Here is a 19,647-nt window from a genome sequence, read left to right on the forward strand (position 1 = left end):
CACCGGAAGTGGCGGCGGCGTTTGAGGCGCATTTCCTGGACCCGGACGCGCCGAACCCGGCTCGGGGTTGCCGGGCGGGGGAGCTGACACCGGGCAGGTTTCGGGCAAAGGCCCGGTATTGGCGGGAACGGCATCATCCGGTCAGTATCGAAACACGGCATGCCAGGAGTGCGAAGGACCGGCGTCTGGAGTATGTCCCGGACCGGGACGGCATGGCCTGGCTGTCGGCGTACCTGCCGGCGGATCAGGCAGCGGGGATCTGGGACCGGACTACCGCCGCCGCCCGGGCTATGCAGGGTCCGACCGAATCCCGGACGCTGACGCAGCTGCGGGTCGATGCCGCCGCCACGTGGATGCTCACGGCAGGCTCCGGGGTTGACGGTGTGCCCGCGGGTGTAGAGCCGGCAGGTTCAATTCCGGCAGGTTCTGTCCCGGCCGGTTCTGTGCCAGCCGGTGATGCGATGGCCAGTGAAGTGCCGTCCCCCAAGGCGCAGGTGCTGGTCACGGTTCCGGTGTTATCGCTGCTGGGCCTGACGGAAGAGCCGGCCACGCTGGACGGTTACGGTCCGATCCCGCCGTCCATGGCCCGCCGGCTGGTCGCCGATGGCGCCACGTCGTTCCTGCGGGTGCTGACCGACCCGCGGGACGGTGCACCGTTGGAGATCGGACGCACCAGCTACCGGTTGACGAAGCCGATGCGCCAATGGCTGCGGCTCCGCGACGCGCGGTGCACGTTCCCCGCCTGCAACAACCACTCCCTGGACAACGACGCCGACCACATCCTGGCCTGGTCCGGCGGCGGCGGCACCGGCGTCACCAATCTTGGCCAGCCCTGCCCGAAACATCACCGACTGAAACACACCACGGCGTGGAGACCGGTCGGCGCGACCCGTGACGCCCCGCCGGGCTGGATTTCACCGTCGGGCCGGTCCTACCCGGCCGAATATCAGGACTGGGAACCGCCCAGCTGGCCCGAACCAGCACCCGGCCAGGACTGGCAGGATCCCGACGGATTCATCGATCCGGACGATTTCGTCGACCCCGATGATTTCGACAGCCCGGGCTCACCGCTGCCGGTGGATCCGTGGACTGACTGGGCATCATCCACAGCTGCCTAGGAGGCCGCCTGCCCAAGCAGCGCGGGGCACGCTCCGTTGCTCAACTGCGAGCGCCAGCATGGCGGCTTGGTGGCCGCCGTGCTGGAGCACGACGGCGCACGCGTGCCTGGTGCCACCGCTCCCGACCGGCACAATGGAAGGGTGACTTCCGCACCCCTCCCGCAAGATGCCCCACAGGACGCCCTGGCACCTTCCGCCCCGTTCAGCCTGCAGGCCATCGGCACGGGGCTGGTGTTTGCGGAGTCGCTGGCGGAACTGGCCGGCGTGCTGCAAAAGCAGGGTGAGGGCGGAGCAGCGGTGGTCCAGGCCCCGCCCGGCACCGGCAAAACGACACTGGTGCCTCCGCTGGTTGCCAACCTGGCACAGGCAGCCGCCAAGAATGGGAAGCCGCGCATCGTGGTGACACAACCGCGCCGGGTCGCCGCCCGGTCGGCGGCCCGACGCCTCGCTTCACTCGATGGGACGAAGCTGGGGGACAGGGTGGGGTTCACCGTCCGAGGCGAACGGCAGGCCGGCCCCGGGACCCTGATCGAGTTCGTAACTCCCGGCATCCTGCTGCGCCGCCTGCTGGCCGATCCCGGCCTGGAAGGCACGGCCGCCGTCATCCTCGATGAGGTCCACGAACGCGGCCTGGAAACCGATCTGCTGCTGGGCCTGCTCGCCGAGGTGCGCCAGCTTCGCGGCGACCTCATGCTCGTTGCCATGTCGGCCACCCTCGACGCGCCACGGTTCGCGGCCCTGCTCGGCGCGGATCCCGGCGGAGAGCGAATCGAGGAGGCCGACGGCGGGGGGCCGGCTCCCGTCGTCGACTGCCCCTCCGCGCTGCACCCGCTGGAAACGGCATGGGCGCCCGCCCCGGTGGCGCGGCTGGACAGTCGTGGCGTAACGCGCTCATTCCTGGATCATGTGGCGGACACCGCCGCCGCGTCCTACGCGGCAGCCCATGCCACAGATCCCGGCACCGACGCCCTGGTGTTCCTGCCGGGCGCATGGGAGGTGTCCCATGTGGCCGGACGGCTGCGCACCCGGGTGGGTCCCGGCGTCGAAATCCTGGAACTGCACGGCCAGGTCAGCCCCGCAGCCCAGGACCGTGCCGTGTCCGGGCGCCAGCCGGGGGAGCCCGCCCGGATCATCGTGTCCACTGGGCTCGCCGAGTCGTCGCTGACGGTGCCCGGCGTCAGGCTGGTGGTCGACGCCGGCCTGTCGCGGGAACCGCGTCGCGACGCCGGCCGCGGCATGACCGGCCTGGTCACCGTCTCCTGCTCCCGGGCCTCCGCCGAGCAGCGCGCCGGACGTGCGGCGCGGCAGGGGCCGGGGAAGGTGGTCCGCTGCTATGACCAGAAGACCCTCGGCGCAGCCCCCGCGCACCAGACATCCGAGATCGCCGTGTCCGACCTGACCGGTGCCGCCCTGATCCTGGCCTGCTGGGGCTCACCGGGCGGACGCGGGCTGGCCCTTCCGGACGCCCCGCCGCAGGCAGCGATGGACGACGCCGTCGAGGTGCTGCGCGAGCTTGGCGCCGTGGCGGAGGACGGCCACGCCACGGACTTGGGCAAAGCCCTGGCGCGCATCCCGGCCGATCCGCGCCTGGGACGCGCCCTCCTGGTCGGGTCGGCGCTGCTGGGCGGCGGTCCGGGCGGCCGCGCCGGTTCCGGAACTAAAGGTTCCGGGACTGGAGATTACGGAACTGCCGCGGAGGTGGTGGCCGCCGTCGCAGGGGACCAGCGCGCAACCGGAGCCGATCTGCCCCGGCTGGTCTCGGCACTTCGCTCCGGCAAGGACCCCGCCTCCAAACGCTGGGCCGAGGAGGCGCGGCGGCTGGACACGCTGGCACGGCAGGCGGGATCCGGCGTCGGCCTTCCCTCCGTCGATGTGCCGGTGCTGGATGTGCCGCCGGGAACCGCCGAACAGATCGGTCTGGTCGTGGCCCTCGCGTTCCCGGACCGGGTGGCCCGCCGGGTCCCCGGGGACGGGCCGGAGCGTTACCTGCTGACCTCCGGCACCCGGGCGGGCCTTCCCGCCGGCAGCCCACTTGCGGGGCACGAATGGCTGGCGGTCGCAGAGGTTGCGCGGGCGGACGGGCGGGATGCCGCCGGGACCGGTGCAGTGATCCGTTCTGCCGCACCGCTGACGGCGGACACAGCCGAGGCCGCCGCGGCTCACCTGCTGCTCGATTCGGTGGAGGCAACGTTCAGCCAGGGCCGGGTGACGGCCCGCCGGGAGCGGCGGCTGGGCGCCATCTCGCTCTCCTCCACGCCGGTGCGGGCTTCCGCCGGGGCGGCGCGTGCCGCAGTAGCCCGGGCGCTGGAGAAACAGGGGGTGGGAGCCATCGGATGGTCGACGGCGGCCGACGGACTGCGCCGCCGCCTCGCGCTGCTGCACCGGGAACTGGGCGCACCCTGGCCGGACATGTCCGAGGAGTCCTTGCTGTCCCGGCTCGACGACTGGCTCGGGCCCGAGCTGGAGGCGCTGGCCGGTGGCGCCGCTACCTCCGGCATTGACCTGGCGGATCCTCTGCGGCGGCTGCTGCCATGGCCCGACGCCGCCCGGCTCGGTGAGCTCGCTCCGGAGTTCCTGGAGGTGCCCAGCGGCTCCCGCGTCCGGATTGACTATCCTGCGGCCGGGGACGACGGCGGCCGGCCGGTTGTCGCCGTCAAGCTCCAGGAATGCTTCGGCTGGGACCGGACGCCGCGGCTCGCCGGCGGACGCGTGGCGGTGCAGTTCCATCTGCTGTCGCCGGCCCGGCGGCCGCTGGCCGTGACGGACGACCTCGCCTCCTTCTGGTCCGGCCCATACGCGCAGGTCCGCGCCGAGATGCGGGGCCGCTATCCGAGGCACCCTTGGCCCGAGGACCCCTGGTCCGCGACGGCGACGGCACGGACCAACACGCGGAAGTGACTACCGACGGCTTCGGCTTTTGCCGCCAGATCCCGTTCCGGCGGCCGGTATCTGTTCATTCGGTTCTTCGGGCAGCCCGGTCAGTCGCGCGTAGAGGGCCAGATGGGCGTCAACCATCCGCTCGGTGCTGAAGCGCTCTTCCGCCTGGGCCCGTACAGCCCTGCGGTCCAGGTCCGCCGCCCGCAGCAGGAGGCGGGCCAGGTCCTCCGGCGAGGAAGCCAGGTAGCCGCTGATGCCGTCCTCAACGATCTCGGGTGCTGACCCCACCGGCGTGGCAACGACCGGCGTGCCGGTGGCCATCGCCTCGATCATCACCAGCCCGAACGGTTCCATCCACTGGATGGGATTGAGCAGCGCGACGGCTTCCCCGAGCAGTTCATATTTCTCCGCGCCGCCCACCTCGCCCAGGAACTCCACGCCCGGGCCCTCCAGCGGCTCCACCACGTCGTGGTAGTACTGCACTTCGGCCGGTTCCCGCATCTTTGCGGCGATCCGGAGCGGAACCCCGGCCAGTTGGGCCACACTGATGGCCTCTGCCACACCTTTGTCGGGGCACATCCGGCCAAGGAAACACGCGTAGCCGCCCTGCCCGTGCCCCACCGGAACAGTGGCCACCTCGATGCCGTGGGGAATGATGGCCGCAACCTGATCTGCCAGCGCGCTGCTGACCTGGCTCCTGGAAATGGCAATCAGGGCTGTGTACCTGGCTGCCGCGCCATAGACGGCGGCGAAGGAGGGGGTCAGGTCGCTGTGAATCGTGGTCACCACCGGCAGCCCTTCGGGACGGCCGCGGTAGAGCGGCCCGGCGAGGGTGTGGTCATGGACCAGGTCCACCAGCCCGTCCATGCCGGCATACGCGGTGATCACGTGGCTGAGTTCCGACGAGGTGGATCCAACGAGGCCGGGTTCGGAGAAGCGCATGCCGGGAAGCCGTGCCACCGGGCAGGTGCTGTCCGCCGCGGCCGCGAGTAGCACCTCATGGCCGGCTCTGGAAAATCCCCTGGCCAGGGCGTCGACCACCAGTTCGGTGCCTCCGTAACCGGCAGGGGGGATCGGATACCAAGGCCCCGCAATCAAACCGATACGCATCCGCAGCTCCCTTGTCCGGATGTACTGTGACCGATTAACTACTGAGACCATTCAGTTGTGGGTGGGACCGGGCTACGGCACCATATTCCTCAAGGTGCCATCAGCCGCTCCAGCGGTGGTCGGGGTTCGTGCAGCACTGTCGTGCCCTGCGGCAGGCCGTCAATGGATCCCTCGCTGCCAGTGGCGCTAAGGGTGATCCGGGAATGGTCCATCTGCACGTTATCTGCACGGAAGCTGCCGAACCCGGCAGGCAGTACCGGGGCCAGACAGACTTCTGCGCGGGGAAGCAGGGGATCAAAGCGGAGGAGGGTCCGCATCAGGTGCACTGGCGCCGCCGATGCCCAGGCCTGCGGCGAGCAGGACGTGGGGAACGGGACGGGGTCGGGGAAATCGTCCCGGGAGAATCCGCAGAAGAGTTCCGGCAGCCGCCCGTCGAATTGTTCCGCCGCATCGAACAGGCCCGTGGCGATTTGCGTGGCCTCCTCGACGAACCCGTACCGCATCAGCCCGGCGGCCACCAGCGCTGTGTCGTGCGGCCACACCGATCCGTTGTGGTAGCTGACCGGATTGTAGGCTCCCATGTCCGAGGCGAGCGTCCGGATTCCCCAGCCTGTGAACATCTCCGGCGACATCAGCCGCTTGGCCACCAGGGGCGCCTTTTCGGCGTCGACGATTCCCACCCAGAGGCAATGTCCCATGTTGGAAGTGCAGGCATCCACCGGACGCTTGTCCTTGTCCAGGGCGACGGCAAAGTATCCCCGCTCGGGGAGCCAGAACTTATCGTTGAACTCGGCCTTGATATCGGCGGCCCGGCGGTTCCATTTGGCCGCGGTCTCCTCGTCGCCCAGCTGCTGGGCCAGCAGCGCACGTCCGAGGTAGGCAGCGTAGACGTAGCCCTGCACCTCACACAGTGCGATGGGAGCCTCCGCCAACCGGCCGTCGGCGAAGTTGATCCCGTCCCAGGAGTCCTTCCAGCCCTGGTTCAGCAGGCCGTGCTCGTTGGCGCGGTGGTACTCCACGAAGCCGTCGCCGTCGCGGTCCCCGTAGTGCTCCACCCATTCCAGGGCCCGGTCCGCATGCGGCAGGAGCGATTCCAGCAGGTCGCCCGCCAGGCCCCAGCGCCCCAGCTCCGCCAGCAGCGACACGAACAGGGGCGTCGCGTCCGCGGTGCCGTAATACGCCTGGCTGCCGCCGAGTGCGAGTCCGGCGGTGACGCCCAGCCGCACCTCATGCAGGATCCTGCCGGGTTCCTCTTCGGTGTCCGGATCAACCTTCTGCCCCTGCAGGGAGGCAAGGGTCTGTAAGGTCCCGGCCGCCAGCTTCGGGTCCACCGGCAGTGCCATGTAGGAGGACAGAATGGAGTCCCTGCCGAACAGGGCCATGAACCACGGGGCTCCTGCGGCGACGGCGGCCCGCTCCGGGCGGTCGGGATCGAAGATCCGGAGGGCGCCCAGGTCCTCCTGGCTGCGGGTCAGGACCTTCTCCACGTTCCTGTCCGTCACGGTCAGCCGGGGGACATCTTCCTCCCACGCGGCGTAGCGTTGGGCGCCCACGTGCGGAGCCGATTCATGCGTGAACGGCTGCTCCGGCCCGGCGCCGTCAACCAGGGGCGTGGTGAACACGCTGGCCGTCCACACGCCGCGGGGGGCCAGTTCGGCGTCGAACGTCAGGGCATCCTCGGTGACCGTGGCGCCGTGGGCGCTGATGATCACGCCGCGGTGGATGCCGTTGCGCTGGGCGTCAATCTGCAGAGCGTCGGCGCGGACCTGCCGGCTGTGCTCGGTGGACGGCACCACCTTTCCGCCTTTGACGTCGAACAGGTCGCTCAGGTCCGCGTCCACCTTGATCTGGATCCGGCAGCTCCGCGGCTGTTCCGAGTAGTTGTGGACCTTGATGTCGTCACGCAGACCGGGTCCGACCTGCCGGCTGTGCTCCACCACCAGCGGGCTCTCCACCGCCCCGTTGGCCCCGCGGGGCCTGCCCACGAACACCGCCCGGTAGGGTTCCCTGGTCTGGCCGGACAGCGGTTCCAGCGGAACGCCGTCGACTGTCAGCTGCCAGCGGGACAGAATCCGGGTGTCCTGGTAAAACGCGCCCTGCGGCTGGCCGGGAAACACGTCCCCGCTCTCGGCGGAGATGCAGAAGGAGGAACCTTCCACTACGGTCACCGCCGTTAGGCCGGATGATCCTGCACCAATATCTTCATTCCACGCACTCATCGACCGCTCCCTGGCGACTTGTCGGATGGCATGGGGCCGTGCGGCCACGTTATCCATCGTCCCCCTACCGGGATGACGCCGCAACGGTTATTACGTAGCACCGGTGCCGGCTGCGGAGAGCCGCGCCGCCGCGCAGTCGGACTGGCGTTGCGGGGACTGGACCCCTTGCTGAACAGCAGCTTTGGGTGTCGAATCGTCTTACTAGGGCCGCCTGGCGGCTCACGTCTAGCACGCCGGGAGATGGTCATGTCGGTAAGAGGTACTAATGGCCGGGGCAAGGGTCCCGGCCGCAGCAGTTCCGATCTCCGGCGGGCAGACGCTTCGGCCGGGGCGCCGGTGGACAAGCCAGAGGGCATCCGCAACGTCGCGCTGGTGGGACACTCCGGCGCCGGCAAAACCATGCTGCTCGAGGCCCTGCTCGCCGCCGCCGGGACCATCCCGCGGATGGGTTCCATCGTTGACGGCAACACGGTCAGCGATGCGGAACCGTCCGAGATCCATCAGCAGCGCTCCGTGGTCCTTTCGGTGGCGCCGCTGCTTTACGACGGAGTGAAGGTGAACCTGCTGGACACGCCGGGCTACGGGGACTTCACCGGCGAGCTGCGTGCCGGGCTGCGCGCTGCGGACGCGGCGCTGTTCGTGGTGTCGGCCGTGGACGGCGTCGATGTCGCCACCACCGCGCTGTGGGCGGAGTGCGCCCAGCTGGACACGCCGCGGGCGGTGGTGATCAGCCGGCTTGACCACCCGCGGGCGAATTTCGACGCCGCCCTGGCCGCCTGCCAGAGCGCCTTTGGCCAGTCGGTGGTGCCCGCCTACCTGCCGGTCCCCGGCAACGGCAGTGCCACGGGACTGCTGGGGCTGCTGTCCGGGCAGGTCTCGGAGTACGACGGCGAATCCCCGGTGCCCGTGGTCCGTGCGGCGAGTGAGGACGAGCTCGCCGCCGCGGAGTCCGAGCGCGGCACGCTGATCGAGGGCATCATCTCCGAGAGCGAGGACGAGTCGCTGATGGACCGCTACCTCGGCGGTGAGGATATCGACGTCGACGTCCTGGTGGGCGACCTTGAGACTGCAGTCTCGCGCGGATCGTTCTTTCCCGTCCTGCCGACGTCGGCTGAAAAGGGCCTGGGGGTCACTGAGCTGCTGGACATGCTGATCCGGGCGTTCCCGACACCCCTGGAGCGGGCCGTGCCGGACGTGACTGACCTTGCTGGGGAACCGGCGGGACCGCTGTCCTGCGATCCGGACGGGCCGCTGGCCGGTGAGGTGGTTCGCACCACCATGGACCCGTTCCTGGGGCGGGTCTGCCTGGTGCGGGTCTTTTCCGGCACGCTCCGCGAGGATTCAGCGGTACACGTCAGCGGCCGCGGCCTGGCTGACCGGGGCCATGAGGACCACGACAGCGATGAGCGCCTCACCCACCTCTACGCCCCAATGGGGGCAAGCCTGCGGCCCGTGCCGTACTCGGTGGCCGGCGATATCTGCGCCATCACCAAACTGGGCAGCGCCGAGACGGGCGATACCGTGTCCGCGAAGGACGCCCCGCTGCTGATCACCGCCTGGGACATGCCGGAACCGCTCATGCCGGTCGCTGTCGAGGCCGCCACCCGCAGCGATGAGGACGCCCTCGCCAAGAGCCTGGGCAAGGTGGCCGCCGGCGACCCGACGCTCAGGGTTGAGCGCAACTCGGAAACCCACCAGCTGATCCTGTGGTGCATGGGCGAAGCCCACGGCGAGGTGATCCTGGACCGGCTGCGCGACCAGGGCGTGAAGCTGCAGACCGTGCCCGTGGTGACGCCGCTGCGGGAGACCTTCGCTGCCCCTGCCGCCGGGCACGGGCGCTACGTCAAACAGTCCGGCGGCCACGGCCAGTACGCCATCTGCGACATCGAGGTGGAGTCGCTCGAACGCGGGGCGGGCTTCGAGTTCGTGGACAAGACCGTGGGCGGGGTGGTGCCGAACCAGTTCATCGGCTCAGTGGAGAAGGGTGTGCGGTCGCAGATGCAGAAGGGCGTCTCGGCCGGCTTCCCGGTGGTGGACATCCGGGTGACCCTGGTGGGCGGCAAGGCCCACAGCGTTGACTCCTCGGACGCCGCGTTCCAGTCCGCCGGCGCGCTGGCCCTCCGCGAGGCCGCAGCCGCCGGCCGCATCCAGCTGCTGGAGCCCGTCTCCGCCGTCACCATCAGCATCCCGGATGAGTACGTGGGCGCCGTCATGAGTGACCTCTCCTCACGCCGTGGCCGGCTCACGGGCACGACGTCGTCAGGCGGGGACGTTACGGAAGTCACCGCCGAGGTTCCGGACGGGGAGCTTTTGCGCTACGCGGTCCAGTTGCGGGCGCTGACCGCCGGCACGGGCCGGTTCCGCCGCAGCTATCTGCGGCACGAACCCGTCCCGGGCAACGTGGCGCCGGCGGCGGCGAACGCCTGATCCTAGGTGGCGGAGTTCCGCTAGCCGCCCGCTGGATTGTTGGCGCGCAGGAACGCGGCGACCGGCGCCGCCAGCGAGGCGCCGATGTCTTCGGCGCTGCGCTTGTTTCCGGCCACCGCGAACGAATGGTCGCCGCCCTCGCACCATTGCAGCGTGGCGCTTGGTCCGATCCGTGAGACCACACCTTCCAGCAGGTCTTTGGTGGCGAAGGTGTCACGTGTTCCCTGCAGGAAAAGCATCGGGGTGGTTAGCCCGTAGAGGTGCTCGTCGCGGAGTTTCTCCGGCTTCCCCGGCGGGTGCAGCGGGTAGCCGAGGTAGATGAGGCCGGCGGCCGGCATCCCTTCAGCCACCGCCATGGACGCCATCCGGCCGCCGAACGACTTCCCGGCCGCCCACACCGGCTCGGCTTCCCCTGCAGACTCCGCCCGGGCCGCCGCTTCGGCCATCACCGCCCGCCAGGTGGCAATCGCTGCCGGCGGCCGGTCGGGGAACTTCCGGCCAGCCTCGCGGTAGGGAAAGTTGAAGCGTAAGGTGGCGACGCCGTCGTCGTTCAATGCGCCCGTGAACCCGCGCATGAACGGATGCTCCATCCCCGCGCCGGCGCCATGGGCCAGCACAAGCGTTGCAAACGGATGGGCCGGCCGCGCGTAGGCGCCGGAGACGTGGCCGTCGCCGACGGCAATGGTGATGGGCGAGTCAGCGGTGGGCATGACTCCATCATGCCCGATCGGGACGACGGATCCGGCCGCCTGTCCGGACGCCTGGTTCATGATGCACAGCGTTTACGATGCACAGCCCAGGCACAGACAGGCGAAAGTTCACAGCCAGCTCCGGGCCGGACAGTTGATGCAGAAGCCGGAAGAAACCGGCCAGCACGTTACCCGCCAGGAGGAACCACCATGATCGTCTACCGACCCATCGCACCCCTGACTGTCGGCAGCGGCAGGCTCGGCGCAGCCCTTGTTGCCATGGCTGTCGCGGCGTTCTGCGGCACTGCGGCGTTCAGCCTGGACGAAACCGGCGCCAGCTCACAGGCACACTAGGCGGCGCGATGAGGGTCCTGGGCGCCGTTCTGGCCACTTTCTTCGTCCCGGGAAAGCTCAGGAAGGCGCGCAGCAGGGTGGATGCCTAACCGGCGGTTGCCTGGTCCCCAGGGACCACCCTCAGCCAGGCGTAATCCTGCGGCCGCAGCACCAGCCCCTCGTCGATCCGGACCGGCTCCTCGGAAAACAGGTCCAAGGCTTCGGCCGCGAACCCGGACAGCGTGTCCGCGGACACCACCTGCGGCCCGTCACTGAAGTTGGCCAGGGCCAGCACCACCGTGCCCTCGCCGGGCCGCTGATACCCGAGCACGGCGGCGTTTTTCGTGGAGAACGGCACCAGCCGGGTGCCGGCCAGTTCGGGAGTCGCTGCGCGGACCTCTGTCAGCCGCCGTAGCCCGGCAAACACGGCCCCTTCTGGCGTCGCCGGGTCCAGGCGCTTCGCGTATTTTTCGGCGGGGAACTGCGGCCGGTGCACCCACCGGCTGTCCGCCTCGTGGCCGACCTCCCGGGAGTAGTCATAGTCATTGAGCTGCCCCACCTCGTCGCCCAGATAGAGCAGAGGGACGCCGCCGGTGCTGAAGGCCACCGAGTGGGTGAGCAGAATGCGGCGGATGGCCTCGGCCGAACCGTCCTCCAGGCCGCACAGCGACGCCGTGGTGCCGGAGATGCGGCAGTCACCTGTCCGCGGGTTGTCCTGGAACGGCACGCCGTGGGCAAAGCTGCCAGGGAACCGGTTGACGTAGAACGAGTTCAGGAACCGGCGGTGGTCGAAACCGTTGATGCCGAACTCGGCAGCGTCCTCATCGGCAAACGTCCAGCCGATGTCGTCATGGCTCCGTACGTAGTTCACCCAGGAAGTTCCCGGCGCAATGTTGTGCCGCCGCTCCAGGGCCTGCGCGAGCAGCGACACGTTCCGGGTGGCCAGGGCTTCCCAGGTGAGTGCCATCTGCAGCGGGTTGTAGGAGAGCTGGCACTCGGCCGGATCGATGTACAGGGCCACTTCGTCCGGATGCACGATCGCCTCGGACTTGAACAGCAGCGACGGCGCCGCCAGCCTGCAGACCGCGTTGAAGGCCTGCAGCAGGGTGTGCGCCTCAGGCAGGCTCTCGCACGGTGTCCCCAGCTGCTTCCAGATGAACGCCACCGCGTCCATCCGCAGGATGTCCACGCCCAGGTTGGCCAGGAACAGCATTTCCCCCGCCATGGCGCGGAACACCTCGGGGTTGGAGTAGTTCAGGTCCCACTGGAACGTGTGGAAGGTGGCCCAGACCCACCGGCCGTCCGGCAGCTGCACGAAGGAGCCGGGGTGGTCTTCCGGGAAGATTTCGCGCACGTTCTGTTCAAACGCGTCGGGCATGGCGCGGTCCGGGAAGATCCAGTAGTAGTCGCTGTAGCGCGGATCGCCCGCGGCAGCCCGCTGCGCCCACTCGTGCTCGTTGGAGGTGTGGTTGAAGATGAAGTCGACCACCAGACTGATCCCGTTGGCCCGCAGCTCGGCGGCGAGCGCGCGCAGCTGGTCCATAGTGCCGAGCTTCGGGTTGACCTCGCGGTAGCTGGACACGGCATAGCCGCCGTCGGACAGGGGCTCCGGAGCCAGGAACAGCGGCATCAGATGCAGGTAGGTGAGGCCGAGTTCCTTGAAATAGGGGATGCGGGCGCGGACCCCCTCCAGGTCGGCCGCATATCGGTCCACGTAGCAGACGCCGCCAAGCATGCGGTTGGACTGGAACCAGTCGCTGTTACCTTCGCGGCCGGCGTCGAGCTTCTTCAGGTCTGCCGGCCGCTCCTTCCAGGAGCGGGCGATCTCCAGCGAGAGGGCCGCCAGCTGCTCCTCGATGTCAGGCCGGGTTCCATACAGCGAACGGAACAGCCTGGCCAGGTCGGGGAAATGCCGGTTGAACCGCTGCTCCAGTGCGTCCCGGTCCATGCTGCCCGGCTCCAGGCCTGCCTGCCCGGCCGCCGTGCTGAACAGCTGGCGGCTGCCCGCCTGGGGCGCCCCAAAAGGCTGGGACTCACCGGACTCCTCGGCAGCGGATGGTCCTTGGCTAGCGTCCAGACGAGGGGATTCAACCATGGAACGGGTCTCCTTCGGGATGCTCTGCGCCTGGCGGCGCCCGGTGGCTTTCATCCTTGCAGATGGCCCCGCCGGTGCCCAGTGAGCGGGCAGGCGTTTCTCAGTGCCCGACGGCGGGACTCACCTTGACGGGGTCAGTGCGCCATAAATCGGGGCAGGAATCGCGGCGGGCGTACTGCTGACGCCGCGGGCCGCGCGGGGTAGGTTGTCCCCATGGCCAGTGAACAGACCACCATCAGTGTCGAGGGGCCCGACGGCCCCCGAGAAATGCGCGTTTCCAGTCCAAGCCGGGTGTTGTGGCCCGAACTGGGACTGACCAAGCTGGACCTGGCGCGCTACTTCGTGGATGTGGGGGAGGCCTTCATCCGGGCCAACGGCGACCGGCCGGTGGCGCTGCAGCGGTTTTCGGACACCGTGGACGGCGAACAGTTCTTCTCCAAGAACCCGCCGAAGGGAACGCCGGACTTCATCCGCACGGTCAAGGTCACCTTTCCGAGCGCGCGCTCGCATCCCATGCTGGTCCTAGACGAGCCTGCCGCCGCGGTCTGGGCGGCGCAGATGAACACGGTGGTTTTTCATCCCTGGCCGTCCCGTGCGGACAATTCGGACAACCCCGACCAGCTGCGCATCGATCTGGATCCCCAGCCGGGCACCGACTACGACGACGCCATCCCCGCCGCGCTCGAACTGCGGAAGGTACTTGCCGAGGCAGGGCTGGACGCGTTCCTGAAAACCTCTGGCAACCGTGGCCTGCACATTTATGCCCCCATTGAGCCGGCCCGGGAGTTCCTGGATGTCCGCCACGCCGTGATCGCTGCCGCCAGAGAGCTCGAGCGGCGCATGCCGGACAAGGTCACCACGAACTGGTGGAAGGAGGAACGCGGCGAGCGCATATTTGTCGACTTCAACCAGGCCAACCGGGACCGCACCATCGCCGGCGCGTACAGCCCGCGGGCCCTCCCGCACGCTTCCGTGTCCTGCCCCATCACCTGGGACGAGCTGGAGAACGTCAGGCCCAAGGACTTCACCATCCTCACCGTGCCGGACAGGCTGAAAACGGTGGGGGACCCGTGGGCGGATATGCACGCGAACCCGGGCACCATCCACACGCTGCTCGAATGGTGGGAGCGCGACGTCAAGAACGGACTGGGTGAACTCCCGTTCCCGCCGGACTATCCCAAGATGCCGGGCGAACCGCCGCGCGTGCAGCCAAGCCGGGCGAAAAAGCCGGAGTAGCCGGCGGCGTGCTGCCGGCTACCCGCCCCTACTCAAACCGGGACGGGTCACCGGTGCCGCGGCGCACCACCTCGGCGGTGCCGCCGGAGAAGTCGACGACGGTGGTCGGCTCGGCGCCGCAGTCACCGGATTCGACCACCGCGTCCACTGCGTGGTCCAGCCGCTCCTTGATTTCCCAGCCCTGGGTCAGCGGGTCCTCTTCGTCCGGCAGCAGCAGCGTGCTGGACAGCAGGGGCTCGCCAAGTTCGGCCAGCAGGGCCTGGACGAAGTTGTGCCGCGGGATGCGCACGCCCACCGTCTTCTTCTTGGGGTGCAGCAGCCGGCGGGGAACTTCCTTGGTGGCCGGCAGGATGAACGTGTAGCTGCCCGGCGTGACGGACTTGATGCTGCGGAACACGTCGTTGTCGATGTTCACGAACTGCCCCAGCTGCGCGAAGTCCCGGCAGACCAGGGTGAAATGGTGCTTGCTGTCCAGTTGACGGATGGAACGGATCCGGTCGAGCGCCTCCTTGTTCCCCAGCTGGGCGCCGAGGGCGTAGCAGGAGTCCGTGGGGTAGGCGATCAGCCCGCCCGATCGAAGGAGCTCCACGATCTGCGAGATCGCGCGGGGCTGGGGGTCCTCGGGGTGGACATCAAAGAATTTCGCCATGCGTTGAGCCTACGGCCCGGCGTCCGTCCGCGCACGCAACACGCAACACTCACCCGGGGTCCAGGGAAATGCTCACCCCACATGCACCCACGGACGCTTTCTGACATCCGGTTCGGCCTCCCGCAGCACCTCGCGGGTGATCGGGGCGATCTCACCCTCGCCGAGGAACAGGAAGCGCAGCAGGTTCACCACCGGATTGCCCTCGGTCCAGCGGAAGTAGATGTGCGGCATGAGCCCGGTGACGTCCCGGATGTGCAGGAGCACGGAGGCGATGGTGTTCGGCACCACGGGCCCGTGCACCTCCAGCACCCGGTAGCCGTGCCGCACCACGCCGTGAACCTGCAGTTCGGTTTCGAAGTCGGAGGAGTCGTCGACGATCACTTCAAGGAACAGCGCCTGGTAGTGGACGGGCAGGTGGCTGACCTCGATGGCGGACGTCAGCTTCTGCCGGTACGCCTCCGCGGTGAGCCTCCGCGGCTCGTGGGCGATGATGCCGATGGGGCCGCTCTCGTCCGCTGCCACGAATTCCAGAGCCGTCCGGTCGAGGCGGACGTGGGTGGCGTGAAGCTCAAAGGACCGGCCGATCCTGGACAGCAACGAAATGACGATGATGCCGGCGATGAAGAACGCGGCGATCCGGATACCCTCGGGCCGCTCAATCACGTTCGCGACCGTCGTGTAGATGAACACCAGGGCGATCAGCCCGAAGCCTATAGTGCGCTTCAGCTGCCGGCGGCGCCGGGCGGACAGCGCGACGGCGACCGCCGCGGAGGTCATCAGCACCAGCACGCCGGTGGCGTAGGCACCGCCCTGGGCGTCGACGTCGGCCTCGAAAAGAATCGTTACCAGGAACGCGATGAAGCCGAAGACCAGCACCAGCGGCCGGACGGCCTTGGCCCACTCCGGCGCCATCCCGTACCGCGGCAGGTACCGCGGCACCAGGTTCAACAGCCCGGCCATCGCGGACGCACCGGCGAACCAGAGAATGGCGATGGTACTGAGGTCGTACACCGTGCCGAACCCGTTCCCCAGGTACTGATGGGCCAGGTAGGCCAGGGCGCGCCCGTTGGCCTGCCCGCCGGGTTCGAATTCGGGCGCGGGAATGAGGATTACGGTGGTGAGGCTGCTGGCGATGAGGAATGCGCTCATGATCAGCGCAGCGGTGGTCAGCATGCGCCGGGTCCCCTCGATGCGGCCCGCCGGGTTCTCTTCCGTGTCCGTGTCCCGGCCGCGGACCTGCGGCATGACCGCCACGCCGGTTTCGAAGCCGGACAGCCCAAGGGCCAGTTTGGGGAACACCAGCAGGGCTATGGCGACGGCGAGTACCGGGTTGCCGTGCCATGTCCCCAGTGCCTGCCACCAGTCGCCGACGGCGGCCGGGTGGCCCAGCGATTCGACGGCGGCCCGGGCCAGCACCACGACGTTCAGCCCCAAATAGACCGCCACCAGGACGACGGCGATTCCGATCGCCTCCCTAAATCCGCGCAGGAACACCGCAGCCAGCAGGGCCAGGAGAACGAGGGTCACCGTCACCTCCTGCCCCTGCAGCCATACCGGGGCGTACGGGTTCTGGATGAGGTGCGCCGTGGCGTCGGCGGCGGAGAGGGTCATCGTGATCATGAAGTCCGTCGCCGCGAAGCCGAGCAGCACCAGGACGAACAGCTTGCCGCCCCAGCGGGGGAGCAGCCGCTCCAGCATGGCGATGGAACCCTCGCCATGGGAGCTTTCGCCTGCGACCCGCCGGTACACCGGCAGTGCCCCGAACAGGGTGACGGCCACCAGGACCAGCGTGGCTAGCGGGGAAATTACGCCAGCCGCGAGCGCGGCGATGGCGGGCTGGTACCCGAGTGTGGAGAAGTAGTCCACGCCGGTCAGGCACATGACCTGCCACCATGCATGCTTCCGCTCGTGGGCCATGGTCCGGCCGCCAGGCCCCTGGTGGGATCCCTTACTGTCCTGAAGGCCCAGCAGCAGCCAGCTGCGAAGCCGCTGCCTCCTGGTGTGGCGCAGCTGCGAAGGTTCCGCCGGTGGGCGGCTCATGGTGGTCATGGTCCCTTTCAGCCCGGGCACTTCGCTGCGGGCACTGCCGAACGTAGCATCGGGCAGGAGCGCCGGAACCGCCGGCAACGGAATCTTGACGGATCCTTAACGCCGGTGTGAAGCACCCCACCGCGCGTGCCGCCTTGGCCGGCGGACAGGTGAAAGAATGGCGTCATGGCAGGGGAACGGATCGTCATTGGCCTGTCGGGAGGCCTTGAGGGGGAGATCCTGATCCGCCGTGCCGTCAAGGTCCTGGACGGCGCAGGCGGCGGGGACCTGCTCGCGGTCCACATCCGTTCCGCGGAGGGCGCGTCGCAGGAATCAACCAGCGCCCTCGAATCCCAGCGCCGGCTTGTGGTGGAGCTGGGCGGCAGCTACCACACCGTCGCCGCCCAAGACCCCGTCGAAGCACTCCTGGACTTCGCGTCCCATGCCGGCGCCACCCGGCTGGTCATCGGCCAGTCCCGGGCACATCGCCTGTCCAGGCTCCTGACCGGCGGTACAGAGGCACGGATCATCCGCCGCGCCGGCGACCTCGACGTGCAGGTGGTGCCGCATCCCCTGGCCGGACGCGGCACAGGCCGGCGGCGGCAGCGGGACCTCGGCCGCGCGCGCGTCGCCGTCGGGTTCGTCCTGGCCGCCGCCGTCCCCATCGTGATGCAGCTGGCGCTCGCCGTCATCGAGCACAGCGTGGCCACCGCCGTCCTGGTCCAGCTCGCCGGGGCGGTGGCCGTGGCGCTCGTGGGCGGGCTGTGGCCGGCTGTCGCGGGCGCGTTCTGGAGCAGCCTGCTGGTGAACTACTTCTCGACGCCGCCGGTCGGTGAGCTGGCCATCGGCGACCCGCAGGATTTGCTGTCCCTGGGTGTGTTCGTGGGCGTTTCCGTGGCGGTGGCCGGGGTGGTGGACAGGTCCGCGCGGCGCTCCAAGGAAGCCGCCCGGTCGCGCGCCGAGGCTGCAACGCTCGGCGAGCTGGCCCGCGGAGCCACCCGCGCGGAAGACACGGTGGGCAGCCTGCTGGAACAAGCGCTGGATGTCTTCGGGGTCCGCGGAGCCGCTGTCTTCAGCGGGTCCGCGTTCGAACCCGCATCTGGCGCCGGTCCCGGCGCGCGGCTGCTCGCGAGTGCGGGAGAGCTGACCGATCCTGAACGGGAAGGCAGGGATTTCAGCGAGCACACTGTGGAACCGGTCGACGACGGCACCTGGCTGGTGCTGTTCGGCAGGACCGTGCCGGCTGCCGACAGCAGCCTGCTGGGCGCCTTCGCCGCCCACGTTCTGGCCCAGCTGGAACGCCAGCAGCTGGCCGCCAGCCGCCTGGAGGTGCTGCGGCTCGCCGAAGGCAACACCATGCGCACCGCCATCCTGCGGGCCGTCTCGCACGACCTCCGCACGCCGCTCGCCGGCATCAAGCTCGCCGTCGGCGGTCTCCTGCAGGCCGCCGTCACGTATACGCCCGGGGAGAAACAGGAGCTGTTGGAAACCATTGATGAATGCTCGGACCGGCTGGACGCCCTGGTGGGGAACCTCCTCGACATGTCCAGGATCACTGCCGACTCGGTGCGCCCCCTGCTGAAGCCCGTCCGGTGGCTCGATGTCGTGCCTCCCGCACTGCGTGGCCTTCCGGCGGGCAGCGTACGGGTGGAACTGCCGCCGAATCTTCCCGCCGTCGACGCCGACGCAGTCCTGCTGGAACGTGTCATCGCCAACATCGCGGAAAACGCCGTCAAGTACGCGCCGGCCTCTGACATACACGTGACGGCGGCGTCGGGAGGGCTCAGCGGCAGCGTCCTCAACGGCCACCCGGCCGGTGAACTGAGGATCATCGACCAGGGACACGGTGTGCCGGGCCGGAACGTGCCCGCGATGTTCCGCCCGTTCCAGCGCCTGGACGATGTGTCCCAGTCAACCGGCGTGGGCCTGGGACTGGCCGTCGCACGGGGATTTGTCTCTGCCATGGGCGGCAGTCTCGCGGCGGAGGAGACGCCGGGCGGGGGACTCACCATGGTCATTCGGCTGCCCCTGTCAACGGGGTCTGACATAACGGGGCACGACGCCGGCGGCGCCGGGCCTGACGGCGGGTCAGCCGCCGTCGCCCCTGCCGCTTCACCCGCCGTTTCTCCACGGGAGACTGCACAGTGACCGGCATCCTCGTTGTGGATGACGACCAGCACCTGCTGAAGGCCCTGCGGATCACGCTGCAGGCGCATGGCTACAGCGTGGAGACCGCCGCCGACGGCGAAGCCGCGCTGGTCGCTGCCTCGCGCAATCCGCCCGGACTGGTTGTCCTGGACCTCGGACTGCCCGACATGGACGGCGCCGCTGTGCTCAGGGAGCTCCGCCGCTGGAGCACCGCCCCGGTGCTGGTGCTGTCGGCCCGGCACGGCTCATCGGACAAGGTGGACGCCCTCGACGCCGGCGCGGACGACTACATCACCAAACCCTTCGGACTGGAGGAACTCCTCGCCAGGCTTCGCGCGCTCCTCCGCCGCGCCCCGGAAGCCACCGAGCCGTCCACGGTGGACACCGCAGAGTTCAGCGTGGACCTGGGGCGGCGGATGGTCACCCGGAACGGAGAGCCCGTCCGGCTCACCCCCACAGAGTGGAGCATCCTCGAACTGCTGGTGCGGAACCCGGGAAAGCTCATCACCCAGCAGCAGATCCTGGCCAGTGTGTGGGGGCCCGCCTATGAGAAGGAAGCCAATTACCTGCGCGTGTACATGGCCCAGCTCCGGCGCAAACTGGAGGCAGACACGGGCAACCCGCGCCATCTGCTGACCGAGGCCGGAATCGGTTACCGCTTCCGGCCCTGACTGCGGCCGGTGAACTTCCGTGAACGCCTGTGAACCCCTATGAAGGG

13 protein-coding genes are annotated in these 19,647 nt (G+C 69.1%); 7 read left to right on the forward strand and 6 right to left on the reverse strand.

Going from position 1 to position 19,647, the window contains the following annotated elements; genetic code table 11:
• A partial coding sequence (locus tag CXZ05_RS20260) for an HNH endonuclease signature motif containing protein (RefSeq protein ID WP_146033127.1) occupies positions 1-1,118 on the forward strand: 1,118 nt, incomplete at its 5' end.
• 141 nt (positions 1,119-1,259) lie between these two features.
• Entirely contained in the window at positions 1,260-4,016 is a 2,757-nt protein-coding gene (gene hrpB / locus CXZ05_RS20265) for an ATP-dependent helicase HrpB (protein WP_102974301.1), read from the forward strand.
• Here hrpB and CXZ05_RS20270 read toward each other — a convergent pair whose 3' ends face one another.
• Positions 4,017-5,105: a glycosyltransferase family 4 protein gene (locus CXZ05_RS20270; RefSeq protein ID WP_102974261.1), complete on the reverse strand. Its 1,089-nt coding sequence runs from the start codon at positions 5,103-5,105 to the stop codon at positions 4,017-4,019.
• An 89-nt stretch (positions 5,106-5,194) separates the two neighbouring features.
• Entirely contained in the window at positions 5,195-7,324 is a 2,130-nt protein-coding gene (locus CXZ05_RS20275; RefSeq protein ID WP_102974262.1) for a glycogen debranching N-terminal domain-containing protein, read from the reverse strand.
• A gap of 246 nt (positions 7,325-7,570) precedes the next feature.
• On the opposite strand from CXZ05_RS20275, the gene CXZ05_RS20280 reads away from it, so the two are divergent.
• Positions 7,571-9,751 (forward strand): elongation factor G-like protein EF-G2, encoded by a 2,181-nt coding sequence (locus tag CXZ05_RS20280; protein WP_102974263.1) that lies wholly within the window; start codon positions 7,571-7,573, stop codon positions 9,749-9,751.
• Between the two features lie 20 nt (positions 9,752-9,771).
• Here CXZ05_RS20280 and CXZ05_RS20285 read toward each other — a convergent pair whose 3' ends face one another.
• A complete protein-coding gene (locus tag CXZ05_RS20285; RefSeq protein ID WP_102974264.1) occupies positions 9,772-10,461 on the reverse strand; it encodes an alpha/beta family hydrolase in 690 nt (229 codons plus the stop codon).
• A 189-nt stretch (positions 10,462-10,650) separates the two neighbouring features.
• Between CXZ05_RS20285 and CXZ05_RS23210 the strand changes: the two genes are divergently transcribed.
• Complete coding sequence (locus tag CXZ05_RS23210) at positions 10,651-10,794, forward strand: hypothetical protein (protein ID WP_180987478.1); 144 nt, start codon at positions 10,651-10,653, stop codon at positions 10,792-10,794.
• 85 nt (positions 10,795-10,879) lie between these two features.
• Here CXZ05_RS23210 and CXZ05_RS20295 read toward each other — a convergent pair whose 3' ends face one another.
• Positions 10,880-12,868 carry an alpha-amylase family protein gene (locus tag CXZ05_RS20295; protein WP_102974302.1) on the reverse strand — a complete coding sequence of 663 codons (1,989 nt, stop codon included), beginning with the start codon at positions 12,866-12,868 and terminating at the stop codon, positions 10,880-10,882.
• Between the two features lie 213 nt (positions 12,869-13,081).
• On the opposite strand from CXZ05_RS20295, the gene ligD reads away from it, so the two are divergent.
• Entirely contained in the window at positions 13,082-14,104 is a 1,023-nt protein-coding gene (gene ligD / locus CXZ05_RS20300; protein WP_102974266.1) for a non-homologous end-joining DNA ligase, read from the forward strand.
• 28 nt (positions 14,105-14,132) lie between these two features.
• Here ligD and CXZ05_RS20305 read toward each other — a convergent pair whose 3' ends face one another.
• A complete protein-coding gene (locus CXZ05_RS20305) occupies positions 14,133-14,753 on the reverse strand; it encodes an L-threonylcarbamoyladenylate synthase (protein WP_102974267.1) in 621 nt (206 codons plus the stop codon).
• Positions 14,754-14,825: 72 nt separating this feature from the next.
• Positions 14,826-16,802, reverse strand: coding sequence for an amino acid transporter (locus CXZ05_RS20310; protein WP_102974303.1), 1,977 nt, complete (start codon positions 16,800-16,802; stop codon positions 14,826-14,828).
• A 165-nt stretch (positions 16,803-16,967) separates the two neighbouring features.
• On the opposite strand from CXZ05_RS20310, the gene CXZ05_RS20315 reads away from it, so the two are divergent.
• A complete protein-coding gene (locus tag CXZ05_RS20315) occupies positions 16,968-18,929 on the forward strand; it encodes a DUF4118 domain-containing protein (RefSeq protein WP_102974268.1) in 1,962 nt (653 codons plus the stop codon).
• Positions 18,926-19,600 (forward strand): response regulator, encoded by a 675-nt coding sequence (locus tag CXZ05_RS20320; RefSeq protein ID WP_102974269.1) that lies wholly within the window; start codon positions 18,926-18,928, stop codon positions 19,598-19,600. The genes CXZ05_RS20315 and CXZ05_RS20320 overlap by 4 nt, the downstream gene beginning before the upstream one ends.
• Positions 19,601-19,647: the final 47 nt, after the last annotated feature.

Source organism: Arthrobacter sp. AFG20 (assembly GCF_002892795.1).
Classification (GTDB): Bacteria; Actinomycetota; Actinomycetes; order Actinomycetales; family Micrococcaceae; genus Arthrobacter.

Bases quoted from the DNA above. Each gene is read 5' to 3' on its own strand.
- CXZ05_RS20310 (WP_102974303.1), bottom strand. From the start codon at position 16,802: ATGACCACCATGAGCCGCCCACCGGCGGAACCTTCGCAGCTGCGCCAC.
- CXZ05_RS20270 (WP_102974261.1), bottom strand. From the start codon at position 5,105: ATGCGTATCGGTTTGATTGCGGGGCCTTGGTATCCGATCCCCCCTGCC.
- CXZ05_RS20275 (WP_102974262.1), bottom strand. From the start codon at position 7,324: ATGAGTGCGTGGAATGAAGATATTGGTGCAGGATCATCCGGCCTAACG.
- CXZ05_RS20295 (WP_102974302.1), bottom strand. From the start codon at position 12,868: ATGGTTGAATCCCCTCGTCTGGACGCTAGCCAAGGACCATCCGCTGCC.
- CXZ05_RS20315 (WP_102974268.1), top strand. From the start codon at position 16,968: ATGGCAGGGGAACGGATCGTCATTGGCCTGTCGGGAGGCCTTGAGGGG.
- CXZ05_RS20280 (WP_102974263.1), top strand. From the start codon at position 7,571: ATGTCGGTAAGAGGTACTAATGGCCGGGGCAAGGGTCCCGGCCGCAGC.
- CXZ05_RS23210 (WP_180987478.1), top strand. From the start codon at position 10,651: ATGATCGTCTACCGACCCATCGCACCCCTGACTGTCGGCAGCGGCAGG.
- CXZ05_RS20305 (WP_102974267.1), bottom strand. From the start codon at position 14,753: ATGGCGAAATTCTTTGATGTCCACCCCGAGGACCCCCAGCCCCGCGCG.
- ligD (WP_102974266.1), top strand. From the start codon at position 13,082: ATGGCCAGTGAACAGACCACCATCAGTGTCGAGGGGCCCGACGGCCCC.
- CXZ05_RS20285 (WP_102974264.1), bottom strand. From the start codon at position 10,461: ATGCCCACCGCTGACTCGCCCATCACCATTGCCGTCGGCGACGGCCAC.